Source organism: Flavobacterium franklandianum (assembly GCF_007097365.1).
Lineage (GTDB): Bacteria > Bacteroidota > Bacteroidia > Flavobacteriales > Flavobacteriaceae > Flavobacterium > Flavobacterium franklandianum.
The window spans coordinates 83,106-103,128 of the sequence record NZ_VJZR01000003.1 but is presented as its reverse complement, the minus strand read 5'-3'; the positions used below and the strand labels follow the sequence as shown (position 1 = coordinate 103,128).

Below are 20,023 nucleotides of genomic sequence, written 5' to 3'. Positions count from 1 at the left end.
GAAAAACTCCGTGAACTTTGCGGTTAAAAACATAAAACGTGAACAACGATTTCATAAAATACCAAGCCCAAACGTCTCCCTATCCTTTAGGAATGGAAGTTTCGCACGCCAAAGGCTCTTATATTTTCGACACCAACAATAAAAAATATTTGGATTTTGTGGCTGGCGTTTCGGCTTGCACTCTCGGACACCAACCGCCAAGAGTCAATCAGGCAATCAAAGACCAATTGGACAAATATTCACACGTAATGGTCTATGGCGAATATTCGCAAAGTCCAGCGGTGGAATATTGCAAATTACTGGCTTCACTCCTACCCAAATCCTTGGACAAAACCTATTTGGTCAATTCGGGTACCGAAGCTATTGAAGGAGCCTTAAAACTCGCCCGAAGAACTACCGGAAGAAGTCAATTGATTTCTTGCCACAACGCCTATCATGGCAACACCATGGGCTCGATGAGCGTGATGGGATTCGAAGAACGCAAGCGAATTTTTCGTCCTTTGATTCCCGATGTCGATTTCATCACCTTCAACAACGAAGCCGATTTAGAAAAAATAACTACCAAAACTGCCGGAATTCTGCTCGAAACAATTCAAGGTGGCGCAGGTTTTATTGAGCCAGAAAACAATTTCTTAAAAAAAGTCCGTGAACGTTGCACCGAAGTAGGCGCATTAATGATTCTTGACGAAATCCAACCGGGTTTTGGTAGAACAGGAAAACTTTTTGGCTTTCAAAATTACGACGTCGTTCCAGATATTGTCGTTATGGGAAAAGGAATGGGCGGCGGAATGCCAGTTGGTGCCTTTACGGCTTCCTCAGAAATGATGGATTTGTTGAGCCACGATCCTAAATTGGGTCACATCACGACTTTTGGAGGTCATCCTGTCATTGCGGCAGCCTGTTTGGCGACTTTGCAGGAAATTACAGAGACTAATCTAATGGCGGAAACATTGGAGAAAGAAAAACTCTTCAAATCACTTTTGGTACATCCTTTGATAAAAGAAATTAGAGGAAAAGGATTGATGTTGGCCGCAATGACAGAAACTGCGGAGATAACCAATGAAGTGATTCTGAAATGCCAAGACAAAGGATTAATTTTATTTTGGCTTTTATTCGAAGGATGCGCCATTAGAATTACGCCTCCATTAACCATTTCAGAAGATGAAATTCGAGAAGGTTGTGCCATTATGATTGAGGTAATGGATTCAATTTATTGATTTTAGATTTCAGATTGTCATTGAAATTGAAATTGCAGTTGCCATTGAAAACCTGTTAATTAAATTGTTCACAACAATTCCAAATTTTTCTCACAACAATACTAAGGTTGCCTACTTTTATTTTGGGCAAACTCAAAAAAATTAACCTATGCAATTAAGCGAAGAAGAAGAGGAATATAACTTATCCTTATCTAAATTTGAGTCGATGTTAAAAACCAACAAAGTGCTCTTTTTTGACTCCGAGGAATTCGAAGACATCATCCTTCATTACCTCGATATGGGAAAAGCCAATTTGGCAAAGAAAGCCTTAAAATTAGCACTCGAACAACATCCAAAATCAACGGGATTAAAACTAGTCCAAGTTGAAATGTTGGTCTATGACGACAAGCTCGAACAGGCTGAAAAGTTGTTGAACGAATTGTACGCCATTGAACCAACAAATGAGGAAATTTACATTCAAAAAGCTAATATTTTTTCTAAAAGAGACAACCACGAAAAAGCGGTTGAATTACTAAATATTGCTTTAGAATATACCGATGATTATGCCGATGTGTATAATTTAATCGGGATGGAATACCTCTTTATGGACAATCTCGAAATGGCCAAAAATAGTTTTATCAAATGTTTAGAAGTCGATCTCGAAGACCAATCTGCCTTATATAACGTGGTATATTGCTTCGAATTTTTAGACCAAAATAAAGAAGCCATTGGTTATTTGACCAAATACATCGATAGTAATCCGTACAGCGAAATCGCTTGGCATCAAATGGGTCGTTTACATTACGGCTTGAAAGAATACGAAAGTGCCATTCGCGCTTTTGATTATGCCACCTTAATCGACGACGAATTCTTGGGCGCCTTTATGGAAAGAGCCAAAGCATTAGAACGTTTGAAAAAATACAAAGAAGCCATCGAAAGCTACAACAGAACCATCGAATTAGACGATGCAACTTCCTATGCTTTGCTACGAATTGGAAAATGTTATGAAAAGTTGGGCAACAAAGTTCAGGCTCTAAAACATTTCAATAAAACAGTTCACGAAGATCCACTTTTAGACAAAGGTTGGATTGCCATTACCGATTTTTATGTTCGCCAAAAGAACTTTCAAAAAGCCTTGTTTTTTGTTAATAAAGCCCTAGCAATCGATAATCAAAATCGGTTGTATTGGAAACGATTTGCTTCTATAAACAAACAATTGAACCAATTTGAAGAAGCGGAATTTGGATACCGAAAAGCAGTAGAATTTGGTGATTACGCATTGGACACTTGGTTGTTTTGGGTAGATATTCTTCAATTTTTGGGCGAATTCGAAAGCGCTATACAAACGTTGTTACAAGCCTCGGAATATTTTCCAGAAGAAAACGAAGTCGAATACCGATTGGCGGGATTGTATTTTATGGTTCAAGATGCCACTAAAGCCAAGTTTCATTTGAGCAATGCCTTGCGATTGAATTTTGACAATTACATCATTTTAGAAGATTTATTTCCAGTAGTTTGGTCTCGTAAAATGGTTCAAAACTACATTGCAAAACATAAAAAATAATTTTCACTATTTTATTTACCGCGAATTAAAATCAACACATAGAAACATAGAAAAAAGAGCAATATAGACCAATTCTTGGTTTCACATAGTTACGAGCTATGATGACTAAAATCAAGTGAAACGTCTGTTTTAAATCAACAAAGCTATGTCTCTATGTGTTTAAAAAAATATAAATTGAATTCTTAACTTGATAAGAATCTTGTAATTCGTGGCTAACAAAAAAACATAATGCTAGATACAATACGCAAACGCTTTGGTTTACTGGGACGCAACATCAGTTATTCTTTTTCGAAAGGATATTTTACGGATAAATTCAACAACAACAAACTCTTTGAAGGTTGTACTTACGATAATTTTGATATTCCAGAAATAACCGCTTTCCCAGAAATCATAAAAAACACACCCGAACTCAAGGGAATGAATGTGACGATTCCGTACAAAGAAGTCGTGATTCCATATTTGGATAAATTATCTAAAATTGCTACAGAAATTGGTGCTGTAAACACCATAAAATTTACAAAAAAAGGCAAATTGAAAGGCTACAACACCGACTATTATGGTTTTATGAAATCATTAGAACCGCTACTTCAACTTCATCACAAAAAAGCATTGATTTTGGGAACTGGCGGCGCATCCAAAGGGGTAGCATATGCCCTAAAAGAATTGGGTATTTTATACACTTTTGTTTCCAGAGAAGCCAAAGAAGGCATCATCGATTACGACCGAATTAACGCCACTACTTTTGATAATTATCAAATCATCATCAACTCGACACCTGTCGGAACAAGTCCAAATTCAGATGCTTTCCCACTGATTCCTTATGAATATTTCACAGACAAACACATCGCTTACGACTTGATTTACAATCCTGCGGAAACCCAATTCCTCAAAAAAGCCGCCGCTAAAGGCGCACAAACCAAAAACGGACAGGATATGCTTGTTTTTCAGGCGGAAAAAGCTTGGAGGATTTGGAATAAGTAGTTTTAAAAATATTTGTAATAAAAATCATTATCTTTGTTCTAACAAAAACAGTCTTTAATGAAAAATATTTTAGGAGTAATTTTTTTAGGGATGTTTTTTAATACTAATGCTCAAGATAGTAGCGTTGAAAAATCAATTTTTGGAATACAAACTGGATTTATGGGAATTTGGTTAAATAATGAAATCAAACTTACAAACAATATAACATTAAGAAGTGAAATTGGAATTGAAAACGATTTTTCAGTTGGCAATCATTATGAAGGTGCTGGGTTTATTATTCAACCTGTCCTAACTTAGAACCGAGATATTATTACAATTTAATAAAAAGAAATACTTACGGGAAGAATATTTATAACAATAGTGGGAATTATATATCAATCAAAACTAGTTATCACCCTGATTGGTATGTATTAAATTTAGATGAAAACATAACCAAAACAGCAGATTTATCAATAATCCCAACCTGGGGAATAAAACGTCAAATATGCCATCATTTTACTTACGAAACTGGTTTAGGCTTAGGAGTTAGAATAGTATATTTAAAACCATACTACTTCAATGGTAACGCACAAAATGTAGATGACTCCCCCGAAAATAAAATTCAATATGTCCCCTATTTAAACTTAAGGATTGGATATGTTTTTTAGCTAACTTTTTTAGGACGAGACAAATAGTCAGGCACGAACAGTAAGCTCGCGCTAATATAAGTTAAGCAGTAGGAATTACTACTCATAAACATCTAGGAAGCTATTGATTCCATATTAATATTTTGAACTTCAATAGAATTCAAATTTTTGAAATCCTTAATCCTATCATTCAATTTCAAAATTCGATTCAATTGTTTCTGTTGAATCTTGAATTTAGTATAATATTTATATAATTCTTTACCAATAAAAAAGGCGGTCAAAGAAACTCCTGTAAGTAAACCAATTAAGTAATAAGTAATCATAAGTCCTATTTTTAAAGTTAAAAATCAGTTAGTTGTATTTGAATTATTTATTTATTTTTAAATATTAAATGCCTTTAGTAATATTCTTTTCTACTATAAGTATTACGATATTTTTTATCCTAAATGGAAACGTTTTTAATAATTACAATACAAACTTATTTACAATAAACTGAAAAAAATATTAAAATCGTTTAAAAGAAGAAAAACTCTTTGAATTGCAAATTTTGTGATTATTTCAGACAAAATAGAGTTGCAGAAAGCTAAATTTGATTAAAAGTAATCGTCTTCAATTATTATTTTTCAGCGACTTTTCCTAAAAATCTATACAGCCATATACTTATCAAAAAAAATAATTACAGGCGCGAGCGGTTACTATCATTAAGATAAAAGGAAATTTATCATTATTTCAAATTGAAGACTCGAATAATTGCATCAAGACGAAGTAAAAAGTATAATATAAGTATCTAATGAAAATCTTCAATTATTGGAATTAAAAATTAGAGACTATTTTGTCCTTAACAGAGTAATATTGAGTGAGCCACCACTAATAGATAAAAAGTTTTCAATCTAATATCAGAAACTCGAACTTATTCTTAGTAAAAACCAAAACATCCAATTTTAAATCAGTTCAACTATTTAAAATTCACTTTTTTTGTGATCAGGAATCTAAAAAATAAACCCTGCTATTTTTGTATATTTGATGTCTTACAATCAAATAAAAAAAATGACATGAAACATATAGGCTGGATTGGTCTTGGCAATATGGGAAAACCTATGGCGAACAATTTGTTTAAGACAGGTTTTCCATTAACGGTATTCAACAGAAGTGCAGCTAAAACAAAATCTTTTGAAAATACCAATGTCATAATTGCCCAAAATATTAGTGAATTAGTGGGACATTCCGACATCATTTTTACCATGCTGAGCAATGATGAAGCCGTTTCAATGGTATATGAAGAAATTTTTGGGATGGAAGAAATAAGCGGAAAACTTTTTATTGATATGAGTACCATTTCTGAAGAACTTTCAGTAGGTATTGCCCAAAAGATGAAACAAGGAAAAGCTTCATTTTTAGATGCTCCAGTAGCTGGAAGCACGCAGCCCGCAGCAAATGGAGCCTTGACGATAATGGTTGGTGGCGATGTAAATGACCTAACTTTAGCCTTGCCTTATTTTGAAAAATTAGGCAAATTTATCAAACACGTAGGCCCAAATGGAAAAGGAATTGCGACCAAACTGAGCGTGAATTATTTCCTCTCGATTTTGTATCTAGGATTAGCAGAAACGGTATTATTTGCCGAAAAAAATGGCGTCAATCGTTCGGATTTATTAGAAATCATCAATGAAAGTGCTTGCGGAAGCGGTGCCACAAAAGTCAAAACCCCCTTGCTAATCAACGAAGATTACAAACCTGCATTTGCCTTGAGCTTAATGCAAAAAGATATTATGCTTGCTCAAAAAAATGGGGTGAATTTTCCTTTGACGAATGCCATTATTGAAACTTACTCCGAGGCAATACAATCAGGTTTGGGAAATCAAGATGTTATTTCGGTTATCAATTATTTAAAAGAAAAATAATTCGTTATTCGTTATTTCATTAAAAACGACACAAAATGGAAACTTTTGGCGCAAGTAAAGAATTTATAAAAGACGACGAATTCGAATGGGAAGTGGTTGACGAAGGCATCAAGCGCAAAATAATGGGCTATGATGACAATATAATGATGGTGAACGTACTTTTTGAGAAAGGATCTGTGGGAACTCCTCACGAGCATCATCATTCGCAAGTTACTAACGTTGCCAAAGGAACTTTTGAAGTAACCATCGGCGGCGTAACAAAAGTGATGAAGCAAGGCGATTGTTTCTATATTCCGCCGCATATTGTGCACGGCGTGGTTTGTTTGAAAGACGGTTTGCTGATTGATGTTTTCAGTCCGATACGAGAAGATTTTATGTGGAAAATGATGTATTAATATTAGACCTTACAGATTTTAAAAACCTGTAAGGTCTGTATCGAAAAACTAATAATTTTCGTAAATTTGCACTTCATTAAAAAAAATAAAAATGGAAAACGGAATATATGCTAAATTCAATACCTCAAAAGGGTCTGTTTTAGTAAAATTAACACACGATTTGACACCGGGAACTGTAGGGAATTTTGTAGCGCTTGCCGAAGGAAATATGGAAAACAAAATTAAACCACAGGGACAAAAATTCTATGATGGTTTGAATTTTCATAGAGTGATTCCTAACTTTATGATTCAGGGAGGTTGTCCTCTTGGAACTGGAACTGGAGATCCAGGTTACAAATTCGATGATGAGTTTCACCAAGATTTGCGTCACGATACACCAGGCGTTTTATCTATGGCCAACTCAGGACCTGGAAGCAATGGTTCTCAATTTTTTATTACACACGTTGCTACACCTTGGTTGGATGACAAACATACTGTTTTTGGTAATGTAATCGAAGGTCAAGATGTAGTCGACGCGATTGCTCAAGGTGATAAATTAGAAACTCTCGAAATTATTAGAGTGGGCGATGAAGCTAAAAACTGGAATTCTATCGAAGCTTTTGTTGGTTTGAAAGGGGCTCGTTTGAAAAGAGCAGAATCTTTGAAATCAGAAACTGAAGCTAAAATGGAAAAATTAGCGGCTGGTTTCGAAAAAACAGAAAGTGGTTTGCGCTACCAATTCATACAAAAAGGAGAAGGCAAACAAGCTGAAGCTGGAAAAACAGTCTCAGTACACTATGAAGGTTCATTAGAAAGCGGAAAAGTATTTGATTCTTCTTATCCAAGAAAAAAACCAATCGAATTTAAACTAGGAATTGGTCAAGTTATCGAAGGCTGGGACGAAGGAATTGCTTTGTTGAAAGTGGGTGATAAAGCGCGATTTGTCATTCCGTCGGATTTAGCTTACGGAGCGAGTGGAGCTGGAGGAGTTATTCCGCCAAATGCAACTTTGATATTTGACGTAGAATTAATGGACGTAAAATAGTATTCAGATTGCAGTCCCGAAGCTTCAGCAGTTAGTCGATTGTAAATTGTAATTAGAAAGATAATCCCAAAGCGAGAGTTTTGGGATTTTTTAGTTAAAAAATTGTAAGCCCCAAAGCTTCTAACTTTTCAAAAATTGGAAGCTAAACTTTATATTTAAAAAAAAACGATGGATTTAACCTGGACAGAATTCGAAAAAGTAGAAATGAGAGTGGGAACCATTCTCGAAGTGAATGATTTTCCCGAAGCTAATAAACCTGCTTATCAGTTGACAATTGACTTTGGCAATGTAATTGGAATCAGAAAAACATCGGCACAAATCACCAAAAGATATCAAAAAGAAGCATTGCTTAACCGACAAATTGTTGCCGTAGTGAATTTTCCTAAAAAGCAAATCGGGAAATTTATGAGTGAATGTTTGGTTTTAGGAGCTGTGGGAGAAGAAGGAGATGTGATTTTATTGGCTCCCGATTTTAAGATTGAGAATGGTTTGCGTATTGGATAAAAAAAAACTGTAAAATAAGAGCTGTTTAAAAAAGCGAATTAATTATTCGTTATGGTAATTATTTTTAAAGCTTTATATCCAGAGGGCAATAACCAATCTACCTTATCATTTTCTTAAAAAACAATAATAGCCACGTATAATGTTGTTAAAACCGCTATAAAAAAATCCGAAAATCTTTCGACTTTCGGATTTGATCATTGAATATTTAGATTATTTGTCAATTGGTAAAGTAGTAGAATGTCCCCATTCTGTCCAAGAACCATCATAAACTGCTTTTGGATTATCTGAAATAAGTTCCGTTGCTAATAAAAGAATGCAAGCTGTTATTCCTGAACCACAAGTAAAATACAAAGGCTTATCGTTTAAGTTGAATATTTCGGATAAAGCTTCCTTAGATTTGTATTTACCATCTTCTAGTAAATTCTCAAAAGGAACATTTATCGCCCCCGGAATATGTCCGTTTCTAATACCAACTCTTGTTTCTTCTATTGTAGCGTGAAAACGATCTGGAGACCTAGCATCGATTAAAACGGCTTCTTCTGAATTTATATTTTCTAGAATCTGTTCTTTGTTTTTGATTAATTCTGGTAGTAATTTAGCTTCAAAATTCCCCGTAGGATAAGTGTTTTTCCTTTGGATTTCAGTAGGAAAACCTTCTTTTATCCATTCGGGAAGACCTCCGTCTAAAACATAAATATTTGAATGTCCCATCGCTTTAAACATCCACCAAACTCTTGGACTCAGATAAATTCCTAAAGTGTCATAAACTACAATTGTACTGTTTTTGTTGATGCCTAATTTTTGACATTCAATAGTAAATTGAGCAACAGAAGGAAAGGTATTGGGTAAAGGATTTTGAATGTCACTAAAGGTGTTTTTTATATCGAAAAGCCGAGTTCCTTTGATTTGTACATCCTGAAATTGATTCTCTAAATGAGATTGGTTTTGGTCTAATCTGGCTTCTAAAATAATTAAATCCAAATAGTCTAAATGTTCAGAAAGCCATATTGGAGAAACGATAGTTTTTTTCATTTTTTCATTTCTGATAAAAGTACAATTCTATTCTAATAAAAAAAAGCCCAAAAATCGTTCGACTTTCAGGCTTCTTTAGGGCTGGTTAGTTATTTTGGTTGTTGTAATAAATTAAATATCTTCAAATTCGATATTTGTAAAACTAGAAGTCGATGGCATTTCTACATCGTCTATTTTGTCTGAATCGTAATCTTTTTTGAAATCTTTTTGGTGTCTTTCCGAAATTACTTCTTCGCCTTTATGGTTCAAAACATAAGAAGTCATTTCTTCTAGAATTTCAGCGAAAGCTGTAAAATCTTCTTTGTATAAATAAATTTTGTGTTTTTTGAAATGAAATGAACCATCTGCTTCGGTAAATTTCTTGCTTTCGGTAATCGTTATATAATAATCATCCGCTTTTGTAGCTCTCACATCAAAGAAATAAGTTCGTCTTCCAGCTCTTAGAACTTTAGAAAATATCTCTTCTTTTTCTAACATATCATTTTCTCTCATAATCCGTCTGTCTATTTAGTGTTGTTAAGCAGTACTCAAAAATCGAAAAAATAGTTGTATTACACAACATTTATTGCAATTCTTTTTCAGAAAGTTGTTTCAAATATAGAGCAGCATAATAACCTTCTTGATTTATCAATTGATTATGAGAACCTTGCTCAATGATGCGGCCTTCCTCAAGGATCATAATTCGATCTGCATTTTTTGCCGAAGAAACTCTATGGCTCACAATTATTGTCGTTTTGTCCCTGCAAATTTCCTGAAGGTTATTCAAAATGGTTTCTTCGGTCTCCGTATCAACAGCGGATAAGCAATCGTCGAATAATAATATTTTTGGATTTTTGATGATGGCTCTCGCAATCGAAACGCGTTGTTTTTGTCCACCCGAAAGCGTGATACCTCTTTCGCCAAGGATGGTTTCGTATTGTTTGTTAAAACCAATAATATTGTCGTGTACCACCGCACTTTTTGCAGCAGCTTCTACTTCTTCATCAGTAGCATCTTCTTTACCAAATTTGATATTGTTTTTGATGGTATCCGAAAACAAAAAAGCATCTTGAGGAACTATTCCAATACTGTTTCTTAAATCGTATAAATTAACTTTGCTGATTTCTTTTTGGTCAATGGTGATTTGACCTTCGGTTACATCATACAAGCGAGAAATCAATGAAATAATAGTCGATTTTCCAGAACCAGTATTTCCTAAAATAGCCAATGTTTCGCCTTCATGAACTGTAAAAGACACTTCTTGCAAAGCCTTAATATTAGTATCTTCGTAAGTGTAGCTTACGTTTTCGAAAGAAATCATGCCTTCGATTATGGATTTTTCTAGATTATTGTTTTGAATTTCTGGTACAATTTTTAGGAATTCGTTGATACGTTTTTGTGAGGCTTCGGCCTCTTGCACCATAGACGAAACCCAACCCAAGGATGCCACTGGCCAAGTTAGCATATTGACATATAAAATAAATTCGGCGATGGTTCCAATGCTTTTGATGGTTCCGTTGATGTACATTAATCCACCAAAATAGATTACCACTAAGTTACTTATACCAATTAGAGCCAACATTAACGGACCAAACAGAGCTTGAATTTTGGCTAAACTCAAACTTTTGATTTTACTTTCATTAGACAAATCTACCATATTATTTTGATGTTGTTCTTCTAAGGAATACGCCTTTATTACTCTAATTCCAGAGAATATTTCTTGGGTAAAACTCGAAACTTTGGATAAATATTGCTGAAAAATAGTACTCCTTATATTGATTTCGGAGCTTATTTTAAATATCGCATAAGACAAAATCGGCAATGGCAGCAAGGTATACAAAGTCAGTAGCGGCGAGACATTAAACATATAAACGATTACAATTGCAAAACGAATAACGGTGTTTATGGTGTACATTACGGCTGGGCCAACATACATTCGCACTTTAGAAACATCTTCGCTGATGCGATTCATCAAGTCGCCTGTTCGGTTTTGTTTGTAAAAATTTTGTGATAAGTTTTCGTATTGCCGGAACACTTCGTTTTTCAAATCGAATTCGATGTGCCGTGACATTACTATTAGCGTTTGACGCATCAAGAAAGTAAGGAAACCAGCGATAATTGTGGTAGCAATTATCAATAAAATATTCGAAATCAGTTCTTGTTGAATGATATCTTTTGTTACCGTTTTATCTTTTGCAAAATCTTCGATTATGGTGAAGGATTTGCTAATTAATTTAGGTGTAAACAAAGAGAATATTTGGGCGACAATTGTAATAACAATGCCTAGTAAAAAACTGTATTTGTATTTGACAAAATATTTATTTAAATATTGTAATTCTTTCATCTGGATTTATATTCTTTAAGAATTTCAAAGGTAATAGTAAAATTAGATATTTTTCAGGTTTAACTCTGTTTTAAAAAATGAAATTCTTATTTTTGCAAACTAATTTAAAAAAGTTCTTACAAGGTGGTAAACAGAAGACATATTCGCGTTAAGGTTATGCAATCCATTTATGCGATGCATCAAAATGGGTCTGATAATTTAGAAAAAGAAGAAAAATTCCTTTTTTATAGCATTGATGCTATTCAGGATTTATACCTTATAATGCTTTCCTCATTGATCGAAATTTGCAAAAAAGAAACCATCTTTTTGCATAAATCTAGCCAAAAACATCTTGCTACTCCGCAAGAACGTAAACCCAACGAAAAGTTTATTAAAAACGCAATTTTTCAGATACTTGCCGAAAATAACTCGTTGAGTATTGCTCTTGAAACCCGTAAAATCGACAATTGGACATTGAATGATGATTATATTTTAATTCTTCTTGACGATATCAAGCAGAGCAAATTATATGCGAAATATATGAGCAATGCGGTCAATACTTTCGAGGAAGATAAGGAATTTATTGTCAATTTGTTTCAGGAAGTCATTGTTCCAAACGAAAAATTATACGAATATCTAGAAGATAACAAATTGACTTGGATTGATGATATTCCTGTTGTAAATACAGAAATCATCAAACAATTAAAGGCTATAAAACCAGTAGAAGACGGAAATTTTAGGGTGCCAAAATTATTCAAAGACAACGAAGATCGTGATTTTGTTCAGCATTTATTTAGAAAAACAGTTTTGAACGAAACGGAATTTGCAAAGGAATATGTTGATAAAACACCCAATTGGGACAGCGAAAGAATTGCCGAAATTGACACCATAATCCTGAAAATGGCGATTTGTGAATTCTTGAAATTCCCATCGATTCCAATAAAAGTGACATTGAACGAATATTTAGAGCTAGCTAAAGAATATTCTACGCCAAAAAGCAGTATTTTTATAAACGGAATTTTAGACAACTTGGTCAAAGAACTCCAAACCGATAACAGGCTCCAAAAAGTGGGACGTGGATTAATGTAAATTTTAAAACAAAAATAATAATCAAATAACAAAAAAGAATTTAAAATTATGGAACAGTTAACTCAATTTGCACCGTTTTTATTAATGTTTGTGGTCATCTATTTCTTTATGATTAGACCACAACAAAAAAGAGCCAAAAACGAAAAAGAATTTGAAAGTGCTTTGAAAGTAGGTGATAAAATCATCACTAAAAGCGGACTTCACGGTAAAATTGCTGAGGTTGCAGAAACTACAGTTGTAATCGAAACAATGGCTGGAAAATTGAAAATGGAGCGTTCTGCTATTTCTATGGAAATGAGTGCTGCTTTGGCTAAAAAATAGTATTTAAGCTACTTCATAAAAAATCCCAAATTCCAATATTAAAATTGGAATTTGGGATTTTTATTTTAAAACAATAGATTTATTTCTTTTTATTCTTTTTGTTTTTCTTTGCTTTTTTAGATTTTGCTTTCGCTTTTTTCTCTTTAGCCTTCGCTTGTAGTTTTGCTTTTTTCGCTTTATCTTTTTTGGCTTTTTTTACCTTTTTGGCTTTCGCTTTCGCTTTTTCTTTAGCCTTAGCTTTTTTCGCTTTTTCTTTCTCTTTCATCTTGTTTTTTTTCTTTTTATTATCTTTTTTGGGTTTTTCCTCAATTATAAAAATGGTTTCTTCTATAATTTCTACTTCTTGATTTTCTTCTGCAACTGGAGTTTCAATTGCTGGCTCAACTACTTTAGCCGGTTTGCTTACTCTTGGTTTTCCAGCTTTTGGACTAACAGTAGCCTCTGTTGTAATTTCTGGGGTGAATTCGACAGAAATCTCTTCTTTTTTCTCTTCCATAATTCTTTTTATTAATACTATTGTTGAATGTAAATTTAATGTTAATTAATCTTTAACAAATGTAGTCATTAAACCAATTCGCCAATGTTAAGTTTTTCCTTAATTAAATTTCAAAAAAAAAACCATCAATGATGGTTTTTTAATAAATACTTTGAATATTTTATAATTTATTTCACTAAGGGTTTAGCGGTTAGTTCAGCGATTTTCACAATTACATCTACTGCTTTTTGCATACTTTCTACAGGAACATATTCGTATTTTCCGTGAAAATTATGACCGCCAGCAAAGATATTTGGACAAGGCAAACCTTTGTATGACAATTGGCAACCATCTGTTCCGCCACGAATGGGTTTTATAATGGGTTTTATTCCCAAATCTTTCATCGCTTTTTCGGCAATATCTACAATATGTTTTACAGGTAAAACCTTTGCTTTCATATTATAATATTGGTCTTTTACTTCAGTAATTACAATATCTTCACCAAATTGTTTAGCAAATTTCTTGTTGAATTTCTTGGTTATTTTTTTAATTAATTCTTTGCGTTTTTCAAACTTTTTCTTGTTGTGATCTCTAATAATGAGTTCCAAAACTGTTTCTTCTATACTTCCAGTTAAATGATGAACGTGAAAAAATCCTTCGTAACCTCTTGTTTCTTGTGGCGTTTCATCTTTTGGTAATTCATTAATAAAGTCATTGGCGATGAGCATCGAATTGATCATTTTACCTTTGGCATAACCCGGATGAACACTTTTGCCTTTAAACGTAATTTTGGCACCAGCTGCATTAAAATTTTCGTATTCCAATTCCCCTACTTGACTACCATCCATTGTGTAAGCCCAATCGCAACCAAATTTCTCCACATCGAAATGATGCGCTCCACGACCAATTTCTTCGTCAGGTGTAAATCCTACTCTGATTTTCCCGTGTTTGATTTCTGGATTTTTTATAAGGTATTCCATTGCGGTCACAATTTCGGTTATTCCGGCTTTATCATCTGCACCAAGAAGTGTTGTTCCGTCGGTGGTGATTAGTGTTTGTCCTTTGTATTGCAATAAATCTTTGAAATATTTTGGCGATAAAACAATATTTTGCTCCGCATTTAAAACAATGTCGCCTCCGTCATAATTGGGGACAATTTGTGGTTTTACATTGGCACCTGTAAAATCGGGCGTGGTGTCAAAGTGAGAAATAAATCCAATTGTTGGCACTTCGTGATCTACATTTGATGGCAAAGTGGCCATAATATAGGCTTTATCGTCAATGGTAACATCTTGCATTCCAATTTGTTTTAGTTCTTCGACCAATTTGTTGGCTAAATCCCATTGTTTTGGGGTACTTGGCGTAGTTTCTGAACTTGAATCTGATTCAGTGTCAATGATGACGTAGCTTATAAAGCGGTCTATTATATTTTGCATACCATTTTGTTTTCAACAAAGATACAAATAGGAATGATTGTGCAATGAAAAGTTAATTAAAGATGAGTTTTTAGATTGCTATTTATCTCTTCTACAACTTCTATAGATAAGTATGTATTTAATTTTTCTTTGGGAACTCAAATTTATACCCTTTACCAATGAGAATTAGTATTCCGTGTAGAATAGATTCGGGGAAAAAATCCAGTTTATCAAATAAATAATCATACATTTTATTGTCATAATTGGTTATGACAAAAGGGGAAGAATTCGAAAGTAAATAAATTTGGTTTGAGTTGGCATCGTTTAAAGCTTTATTTGTAAAAATACTAGCTATTACAATTTCTTTGTTTTCTTCCTTCAATTGGATGTACTCAAGAGTGGACAAAGGAAGTTTTTTCTTGGAGTAATATAAAAATATTGACTTTGCGGCATCGATCATTATCCATTTTTGAAATTCGTTGCAATAGACTTCATTAAATGAATGTCCTCCTGAAACTTGGGAGTCACAAGAGAGGCTTTTCAAACCCCATTCTTTGACTTTTAAATCGTTAATTACACAAAAATTAGAGAAAATTTGGGAAATATCACTGCAAACGCCACCTTCTCCATTCATCATTTTTAGTAAAGCCGTTGTCGATGATTTTCCTAATCCTGGGCCACCTTTGATATTGTTCCTCAGCCAAATGGAAATTGTTTTCGCTTTTTCAAAATCGCTTAATTCTTTATTTTTCCCACTAAATATTAAATTATTAATTTTGGAATACTATTTTTTGTATTGATATCATTGTAACAAAAGTCTTTAATCTCATTAGGAGATACAGTTTTAGAGACTAATCGATATCTAATTTTGTATAGTAATGGATGTCTTCTTAAGTACCAATTTAGGGATTTTCTCATGTTAAATTATCTATTTATGAAAATATTTATTTAAACAAAAGCGAAGTTTTTATGTTATACTTCTATTTCTTTATGTTTTCAAAAGCAGGATTATTTTTTTTTAAAAGTCCAACGAAAATAAAAACGAACAAAAAAATGACAAAACGTTAACTATTATTTACTAAAACCGCAAATTCTCTGACTTTATCCCAATCCGTATATTCAATTTTTGTTTTAGAATTTGTAGGTCCTTTTGTCATCCACATAATCAATTGAATCATCAATCTGTCAGTGAAAGGGTATTTTTGATAGTCCAGTTTTCCGGCAAAAACAGCTGCTGTTTTGGGAATCCAATTGATAGTTTGAAGAAACTTGATAAAATACGGATTGGTTTCTGGACTGGCTTTTTCTGGTTTTCTGGCTACAAGATTGACCGAAAAAAAGGCGTTTTCTATTTTCTCGAGTGCTGCTATATTTTGGTTTATGAATTCTATTATTTTCGGATTGTGTTTTCCGTAGCGGATGCTTGCTCCAATCACAAACTTATCGAAATCGGCCACGTTTCCTTGAAAATCCTCAATCGAAAAAAGTTTGACAGTATTCCCCTTTTCTTCTAAAACTTCTTTAATAACGTTACAAATTTTCAGGGTATGACCATCTACAGTAGAGTACAGAATTCCGATTTTCGTTTTCATATTTTGAAAATTATGATTGCAATAATTTAAGAATGTCTTTGGTTTCAGGGGTACCAAACAATAAAAACTAAAATAACCTTCTCATATACATCTAAAAACGAAGGCTTGCCTCACATTATGATTAATCAAATATATTAATTTTTTCTTGCAAATTATAAAAATTTTCAATAATGCGGATGCAATGCTTTGATAATGTGCCTTTCAGCTTTAATTCCCTGCTGAATTTTCATCACTTTGAACGATGGCTATTAAATCTTCTATAGAAATAGGTTTGGGTATGTATCCTATAATATCAGTGAAGGTTTTCGATTTGTTTTTATCCTCAATGGCTATAGATGAACTTACTATGTATATAATTATTTTTTTATTGATTTTGGATTTTATCAATTTTATTTCTTCCATAAATTCCCATCCATCCATAACAGGCATATTAATGTCTAATAAAATAATATCAGGTAAATATTCACTTTCTTCTATTGTGTTAGTTAAAGTATTTATGGCGTCTTTTCCATTCATAAAAGAAGAATGTGCTGAAAACACACCTGCTTTTTTTATTAATTTCTGAATGATTGTTTGGTAAATAACATCATCATCAACAATCCAGATTATTGTTTTTTTCATTTGATATAAATTTTAAATGTTGTTCCTATATTGAGATCACTTGCAACAGTTATGGTGCCACCCATAGCATCTACCTGGTTTTTTGTAATAAATAGTCCTATTCCTCTGGATTCTGGATTATTACTAAATGTTTTGTACATACCAAAAATTTTATCTCCATTCCTTGCTAAGTCAATTCCAATACCATTATCGCTGACTTCAATGACATTTTCGCCCTTTTCGTTATACAATTTTATTGTTATAATTGGTTTTCGTTGCGGATGTCTGTATCGAATTGCATTTGAAATTAAATTATAAAGAATGCTTTCAAGATACGCTGGATTATAGTTTATTACTGCATCATCTGTGACATTTGTAACAAAAGAAACTTCATTTAATTGAATTTGTTCACAAAGGATGTCTTTTGCTTTTGTAAAATAAATGTTCAAGTTCAAAGGACTTATCATTAAACCTATATTTGTATTTATATTCACTACCTCGTTTAGATGACTCATTGTTTCGTCTAGCGAAAGGGAAACTGATTTTAATAAATGCATCATTTCATTTCGTTCCTCCTCTGTATCTGCCGATTCGATTAACGAGATAATAGACTCGATATTGCTGGTGTGAGATCTTAAATTATGCGAAACGATATAAGAGAAATTCAATAGTCTTTTATTCTGTTCGGAAACTAAGTATAGAGAGTTGTTCAAAGTTTTCTCTGCTTCTTTCATTATGGTAATATCAATCATTATACCTCTTGAAATTACAGGTTTATCTATTTCAATAACAAAATTCACAATATCTCTAATCCATATGATTTTACCATCTTTGGCAATCATTCGGTACTCATAATCGTGATTTTTATGTGTTTTATTTACTAATTTAGAGGTTCTTAATGCGTACTCGCGATCTTCAGGATAGATATGGTCTTCCCAAAAATTAGGAATTCCCATATAAGCAGCTACTGTGTATCCTAAAATAGTTTCCACTTTTTTGCTTACAAAAGTAAAAGTCATAGTTTCAAAATCAAATTCCCAAACAATACCATCAATGGTATTGATTAGAGATTCTGTCCTTTGATGGGAATTTAAAATGTCTGCTTCTGCTATCTTACTATCCGTAATGTCTTGTGTCGATAGAATCACTCTTTCTAATGAATCTTCGTATCCTTCGATTATATTCCATCTTAAATTGATGTCACGAATTTGACCATTCGAAATTTTTATTTGGGAGTCAATACTGAATTGTTTGACGTTTTGAGAAATGGCAACTAGCTGTTGTTTTACTTCGTCAAAAGGCTCTATATCAATTAAATCGATCACGTTTTCTAATAACAATGCTTTGTCTTTGACCTTATGAAGCTTTAAACATTCATGATTAACATCAATAATTTTTACCAGCGAAACGCATTTGTATAATTCATCGGGATGTTCATCGAAAAAGGAATAAACAGTTTCAGGTTTTTTGTTCATTAAATCCAATTCGACTAGATGATTTTTTACTGCCGAAAAATCTTTTTCCCACAACGGAAGTGGTGAATTTTCGAAAATAGATTTAAATCGCGTTTCACTTTTTTCAAGCTGCGCTTGAGCTTCTTTTTTTGATGTGATATCTTTTATAACAGTAATATTAGTAGAAGGCTTTTGGTTTGATTCCCAAAGACGAGAAACCGTCAATTGAACCCAAATAGGATTTCCAGATTTAGTAATGTATCTTTTCTCTACAGAATACTCCTTAATTTTACCTTCTCCAAGACTTTTAAAATTTTGGATACTTTTCTCTACATCCTCGTGATGAGTAAAGTTGGTAAAGTGTTTATCTTTAATTTCATCAGAAGTATAGCCCAACATATCGCAAAATTTGTCATTTGCTTCAATTAAACATCCAGAACTGGCATCCACAAGTGCAAAACCTACGGCAGTTTGTTCAAACATAGACTTAAACTTCATTTCATTTTTTAAGAGTTTTTCCTCCTGTTCTTTTAACAAAAGCTTTAATTCTATTGGTTTTTTCAAGAATCTACTTGTCAAAATACTTAATGCTATTGCTATGATAAGACCTAAAAATAAACGTATTATGACCTCAGCGTAAATAGAATATGGTTTTTTAGCAATTAAATAGAGATTCCAGTCGCTATCAGGCATAGCGTAGTTTTTGTAATAACTTTTAGATAAATCTAGTTTCGAAGGGATGAAAAATTCCTCTTTGTTGGTAATTGGATTTTTCTTTGAAAACTGGAATTCATATTTGGATTTGTCTAGGAATTTAATTCTCGGAATATCTAATAGAGTCTCTAGTTTAATGACAACCGCCGTAAATCCCCAAAATTTATTTTCCTTGTGTACAGGGAGTATTCCCATAATACCTATTCCTCCTTGTGCTAATTTAAAAGGGCCAGCAAAAAAGATTTTTTTTGCTTTAATACATTTATTAGATTCTTTTTGAAGGGAATTAGACGTTAAAACATTTAAATTCATTGCGGCTTCGTTGCCTTTTAAAGGATACATATACTTAATGACACCATTAGGAACTATTTGAACGTTACTCACAATAGGATTTGATTCAAATAGTTCCTTGCCTATTAAATCGAAATTCTGTGGAATGCCCGCATCATCTATAGAAAGTTCTAATGCTACAGTGGTAGTATAACAAATAATAAGAGAATGTTCAATACTTTGATTAATATCATTTAAGATGACATTCATTTCATTATCCTGATTCTCACTTATCGTATAAACCCGTTGCGCAGAAATTATAATAACTGTAAAAACTAAAAATAGAAATAGTAAAAAACCAGAAGTTCTGGGTCTAATCATAAACCAGTTGGCTATGTTATACCATAATTTTTCAGTATTCATTTATTTTATTTAGGTAGGCTTGGGGGCCAATTATTATTGCGAACTACTCATAAAAGTATTTTAATTATTTCCAAAGTAGCTATAAATACCTTTGAGTTGTATTATTTGATTAATGATTTAAAATTATTAATCAAATAATACAGTT

The 20,023-nt window shown here is 32.9% G+C and carries 20 protein-coding genes; 10 read left to right on the top strand and 10 right to left on the bottom strand.

Annotated features, from left to right (window positions below; translation table 11 throughout):
- Positions 1 to 38 precede the first annotated feature (38 nt).
- The 4 genes from FNW17_RS05220 to FNW17_RS05205 all read left to right on the top strand — a co-directional run bounded on the left by FNW17_RS05220 (position 39) and on the right by FNW17_RS05205 (position 4,038).
- Positions 39 to 1,217: an aspartate aminotransferase family protein gene (locus tag FNW17_RS05220; protein ID WP_144071060.1), complete on the top strand. Its 1,179-nt coding sequence runs from the start codon at positions 39 to 41 to the stop codon at positions 1,215 to 1,217.
- Positions 1,218 to 1,365: 148 nt separating this feature from the next.
- Positions 1,366 to 2,760, top strand: coding sequence for a tetratricopeptide repeat protein (locus FNW17_RS05215; protein WP_143389988.1), 1,395 nt, complete (start codon positions 1,366 to 1,368; stop codon positions 2,758 to 2,760).
- 228 nt (positions 2,761 to 2,988) lie between these two features.
- The gene (locus FNW17_RS05210) at positions 2,989 to 3,741 is read left to right on the top strand and encodes a shikimate dehydrogenase family protein (RefSeq protein WP_143389989.1); all 753 of its coding nucleotides are present in this window, start codon (positions 2,989 to 2,991) and stop codon (positions 3,739 to 3,741) included.
- Positions 3,742 to 3,798: 57 nt separating this feature from the next.
- Positions 3,799 to 4,038, top strand: a complete 240-nt coding sequence (locus FNW17_RS05205; RefSeq protein ID WP_144071059.1) for a hypothetical protein — start codon at positions 3,799 to 3,801, stop codon at positions 4,036 to 4,038.
- Positions 4,039 to 4,480: 442 nt separating this feature from the next.
- On the opposite strand, the gene FNW17_RS05200 is transcribed toward FNW17_RS05205, so the two are convergent.
- Positions 4,481 to 4,690 (bottom strand): hypothetical protein, encoded by a 210-nt coding sequence (locus tag FNW17_RS05200; protein WP_143389991.1) that lies wholly within the window; start codon positions 4,688 to 4,690, stop codon positions 4,481 to 4,483.
- Between the two features lie 729 nt (positions 4,691 to 5,419).
- Here FNW17_RS05200 and FNW17_RS05195 point away from each other — a divergent pair.
- From FNW17_RS05195 to FNW17_RS05180, 4 genes are all read left to right on the top strand, one after another.
- Complete coding sequence (locus tag FNW17_RS05195; protein WP_126563137.1) at positions 5,420 to 6,268, top strand: NAD(P)-dependent oxidoreductase; 849 nt, start codon at positions 5,420 to 5,422, stop codon at positions 6,266 to 6,268.
- Positions 6,269 to 6,303: 35 nt separating this feature from the next.
- Complete coding sequence (locus tag FNW17_RS05190; protein ID WP_144071058.1) at positions 6,304 to 6,663, top strand: cupin domain-containing protein; 360 nt, start codon at positions 6,304 to 6,306, stop codon at positions 6,661 to 6,663.
- Positions 6,664 to 6,754: 91 nt separating this feature from the next.
- Positions 6,755 to 7,687 carry a peptidylprolyl isomerase gene (locus FNW17_RS05185; protein WP_143389992.1) on the top strand — a complete coding sequence of 311 codons (933 nt, stop codon included), beginning with the start codon at positions 6,755 to 6,757 and terminating at the stop codon, positions 7,685 to 7,687.
- Between the two features lie 168 nt (positions 7,688 to 7,855).
- The gene (locus tag FNW17_RS05180; protein ID WP_144071057.1) at positions 7,856 to 8,191 is read left to right on the top strand and encodes a tRNA-binding protein; all 336 of its coding nucleotides are present in this window, start codon (positions 7,856 to 7,858) and stop codon (positions 8,189 to 8,191) included.
- A 210-nt stretch (positions 8,192 to 8,401) separates the two neighbouring features.
- Here FNW17_RS05180 and FNW17_RS05175 read toward each other — a convergent pair whose 3' ends face one another.
- The 3 genes from FNW17_RS05175 to FNW17_RS05165 form a co-directional block, all read right to left on the bottom strand.
- Positions 8,402 to 9,223 (bottom strand): sulfurtransferase, encoded by an 822-nt coding sequence (locus FNW17_RS05175; protein WP_144071056.1) that lies wholly within the window; start codon positions 9,221 to 9,223, stop codon positions 8,402 to 8,404.
- Between the two features lie 111 nt (positions 9,224 to 9,334).
- Positions 9,335 to 9,715, bottom strand: a complete 381-nt coding sequence (locus tag FNW17_RS05170) for a PUR family DNA/RNA-binding protein (RefSeq protein ID WP_143389995.1) — start codon at positions 9,713 to 9,715, stop codon at positions 9,335 to 9,337.
- 70 nt (positions 9,716 to 9,785) lie between these two features.
- Positions 9,786 to 11,546, bottom strand: a complete 1,761-nt coding sequence (locus tag FNW17_RS05165) for an ABC transporter ATP-binding protein (RefSeq protein ID WP_144071055.1) — start codon at positions 11,544 to 11,546, stop codon at positions 9,786 to 9,788.
- Between the two features lie 156 nt (positions 11,547 to 11,702).
- On the opposite strand from FNW17_RS05165, the gene nusB reads away from it, so the two are divergent.
- Entirely contained in the window at positions 11,703 to 12,614 is a 912-nt protein-coding gene (nusB, locus tag FNW17_RS05160; protein ID WP_143390030.1) for a transcription antitermination factor NusB, read from the top strand.
- 48 nt (positions 12,615 to 12,662) lie between these two features.
- On the top strand, positions 12,663 to 12,935 hold the full coding sequence (gene yajC / locus FNW17_RS05155; RefSeq protein ID WP_143389997.1) for a preprotein translocase subunit YajC: 273 nt from the start codon (positions 12,663 to 12,665) through the stop codon (positions 12,933 to 12,935).
- Positions 12,936 to 13,014: 79 nt separating this feature from the next.
- Here the strand turns inward: yajC and FNW17_RS05150 are convergent, their stop codons facing one another.
- From FNW17_RS05150 to FNW17_RS05125, 6 genes are all read right to left on the bottom strand, one after another.
- Positions 13,015 to 13,431, bottom strand: coding sequence for a hypothetical protein (locus FNW17_RS05150; RefSeq protein ID WP_143389998.1), 417 nt, complete (start codon positions 13,429 to 13,431; stop codon positions 13,015 to 13,017).
- Between the two features lie 167 nt (positions 13,432 to 13,598).
- On the bottom strand, positions 13,599 to 14,846 hold the full coding sequence (gene pepT, locus FNW17_RS05145) for a peptidase T (protein ID WP_143389999.1): 1,248 nt from the start codon (positions 14,844 to 14,846) through the stop codon (positions 13,599 to 13,601).
- Positions 14,847 to 14,964: 118 nt separating this feature from the next.
- Positions 14,965 to 15,588 carry a transglutaminase domain-containing protein gene (locus tag FNW17_RS05140; RefSeq protein ID WP_449404054.1) on the bottom strand — a complete coding sequence of 208 codons (624 nt, stop codon included), beginning with the start codon at positions 15,586 to 15,588 and terminating at the stop codon, positions 14,965 to 14,967.
- A gap of 301 nt (positions 15,589 to 15,889) precedes the next feature.
- Positions 15,890 to 16,417, bottom strand: coding sequence for a menaquinone-dependent protoporphyrinogen IX dehydrogenase (gene hemG, locus FNW17_RS05135; protein ID WP_143390001.1), 528 nt, complete (start codon positions 16,415 to 16,417; stop codon positions 15,890 to 15,892).
- 207 nt (positions 16,418 to 16,624) lie between these two features.
- Positions 16,625 to 17,038, bottom strand: a complete 414-nt coding sequence (locus FNW17_RS05130; protein ID WP_144071054.1) for a response regulator — start codon at positions 17,036 to 17,038, stop codon at positions 16,625 to 16,627.
- Positions 17,035 to 19,878 carry a PAS domain S-box protein gene (locus tag FNW17_RS05125; protein WP_144071053.1) on the bottom strand — a complete coding sequence of 948 codons (2,844 nt, stop codon included), beginning with the start codon at positions 19,876 to 19,878 and terminating at the stop codon, positions 17,035 to 17,037. Before FNW17_RS05125 ends, FNW17_RS05130 begins: the two co-directional genes overlap by 4 nt.
- Positions 19,879 to 20,023: the final 145 nt, after the last annotated feature.

Coding starts and splice junctions, on each gene's coding strand:
- FNW17_RS05215 (WP_143389988.1), top strand. CDS start 1,366: ATGCAATTAAGCGAAGAAGAAGAGGAATATAACTTATCCTTATCTAAA.
- FNW17_RS05210 (WP_143389989.1), top strand. CDS start 2,989: ATGCTAGATACAATACGCAAACGCTTTGGTTTACTGGGACGCAACATC.
- FNW17_RS05205 (WP_144071059.1), top strand. CDS start 3,799: ATGAAAAATATTTTAGGAGTAATTTTTTTAGGGATGTTTTTTAATACT.
- FNW17_RS05200 (WP_143389991.1), bottom strand. CDS start 4,690: ATGATTACTTATTACTTAATTGGTTTACTTACAGGAGTTTCTTTGACC.
- FNW17_RS05195 (WP_126563137.1), top strand. CDS start 5,420: ATGAAACATATAGGCTGGATTGGTCTTGGCAATATGGGAAAACCTATG.
- FNW17_RS05190 (WP_144071058.1), top strand. CDS start 6,304: ATGGAAACTTTTGGCGCAAGTAAAGAATTTATAAAAGACGACGAATTC.
- FNW17_RS05185 (WP_143389992.1), top strand. CDS start 6,755: ATGGAAAACGGAATATATGCTAAATTCAATACCTCAAAAGGGTCTGTT.
- FNW17_RS05180 (WP_144071057.1), top strand. CDS start 7,856: ATGGATTTAACCTGGACAGAATTCGAAAAAGTAGAAATGAGAGTGGGA.
- FNW17_RS05175 (WP_144071056.1), bottom strand. CDS start 9,223: ATGAAAAAAACTATCGTTTCTCCAATATGGCTTTCTGAACATTTAGAC.
- FNW17_RS05170 (WP_143389995.1), bottom strand. CDS start 9,715: ATGAGAGAAAATGATATGTTAGAAAAAGAAGAGATATTTTCTAAAGTT.
- FNW17_RS05165 (WP_144071055.1), bottom strand. CDS start 11,546: ATGAAAGAATTACAATATTTAAATAAATATTTTGTCAAATACAAATAC.
- nusB (WP_143390030.1), top strand. CDS start 11,703: ATGCAATCCATTTATGCGATGCATCAAAATGGGTCTGATAATTTAGAA.
- yajC (WP_143389997.1), top strand. CDS start 12,663: ATGGAACAGTTAACTCAATTTGCACCGTTTTTATTAATGTTTGTGGTC.
- FNW17_RS05150 (WP_143389998.1), bottom strand. CDS start 13,431: ATGGAAGAGAAAAAAGAAGAGATTTCTGTCGAATTCACCCCAGAAATT.
- pepT (WP_143389999.1), bottom strand. CDS start 14,846: ATGCAAAATATAATAGACCGCTTTATAAGCTACGTCATCATTGACACT.
- hemG (WP_143390001.1), bottom strand. CDS start 16,417: ATGAAAACGAAAATCGGAATTCTGTACTCTACTGTAGATGGTCATACC.
- FNW17_RS05130 (WP_144071054.1), bottom strand. CDS start 17,038: ATGAAAAAAACAATAATCTGGATTGTTGATGATGATGTTATTTACCAA.
- FNW17_RS05125 (WP_144071053.1), bottom strand. CDS start 19,878: ATGAATACTGAAAAATTATGGTATAACATAGCCAACTGGTTTATGATT.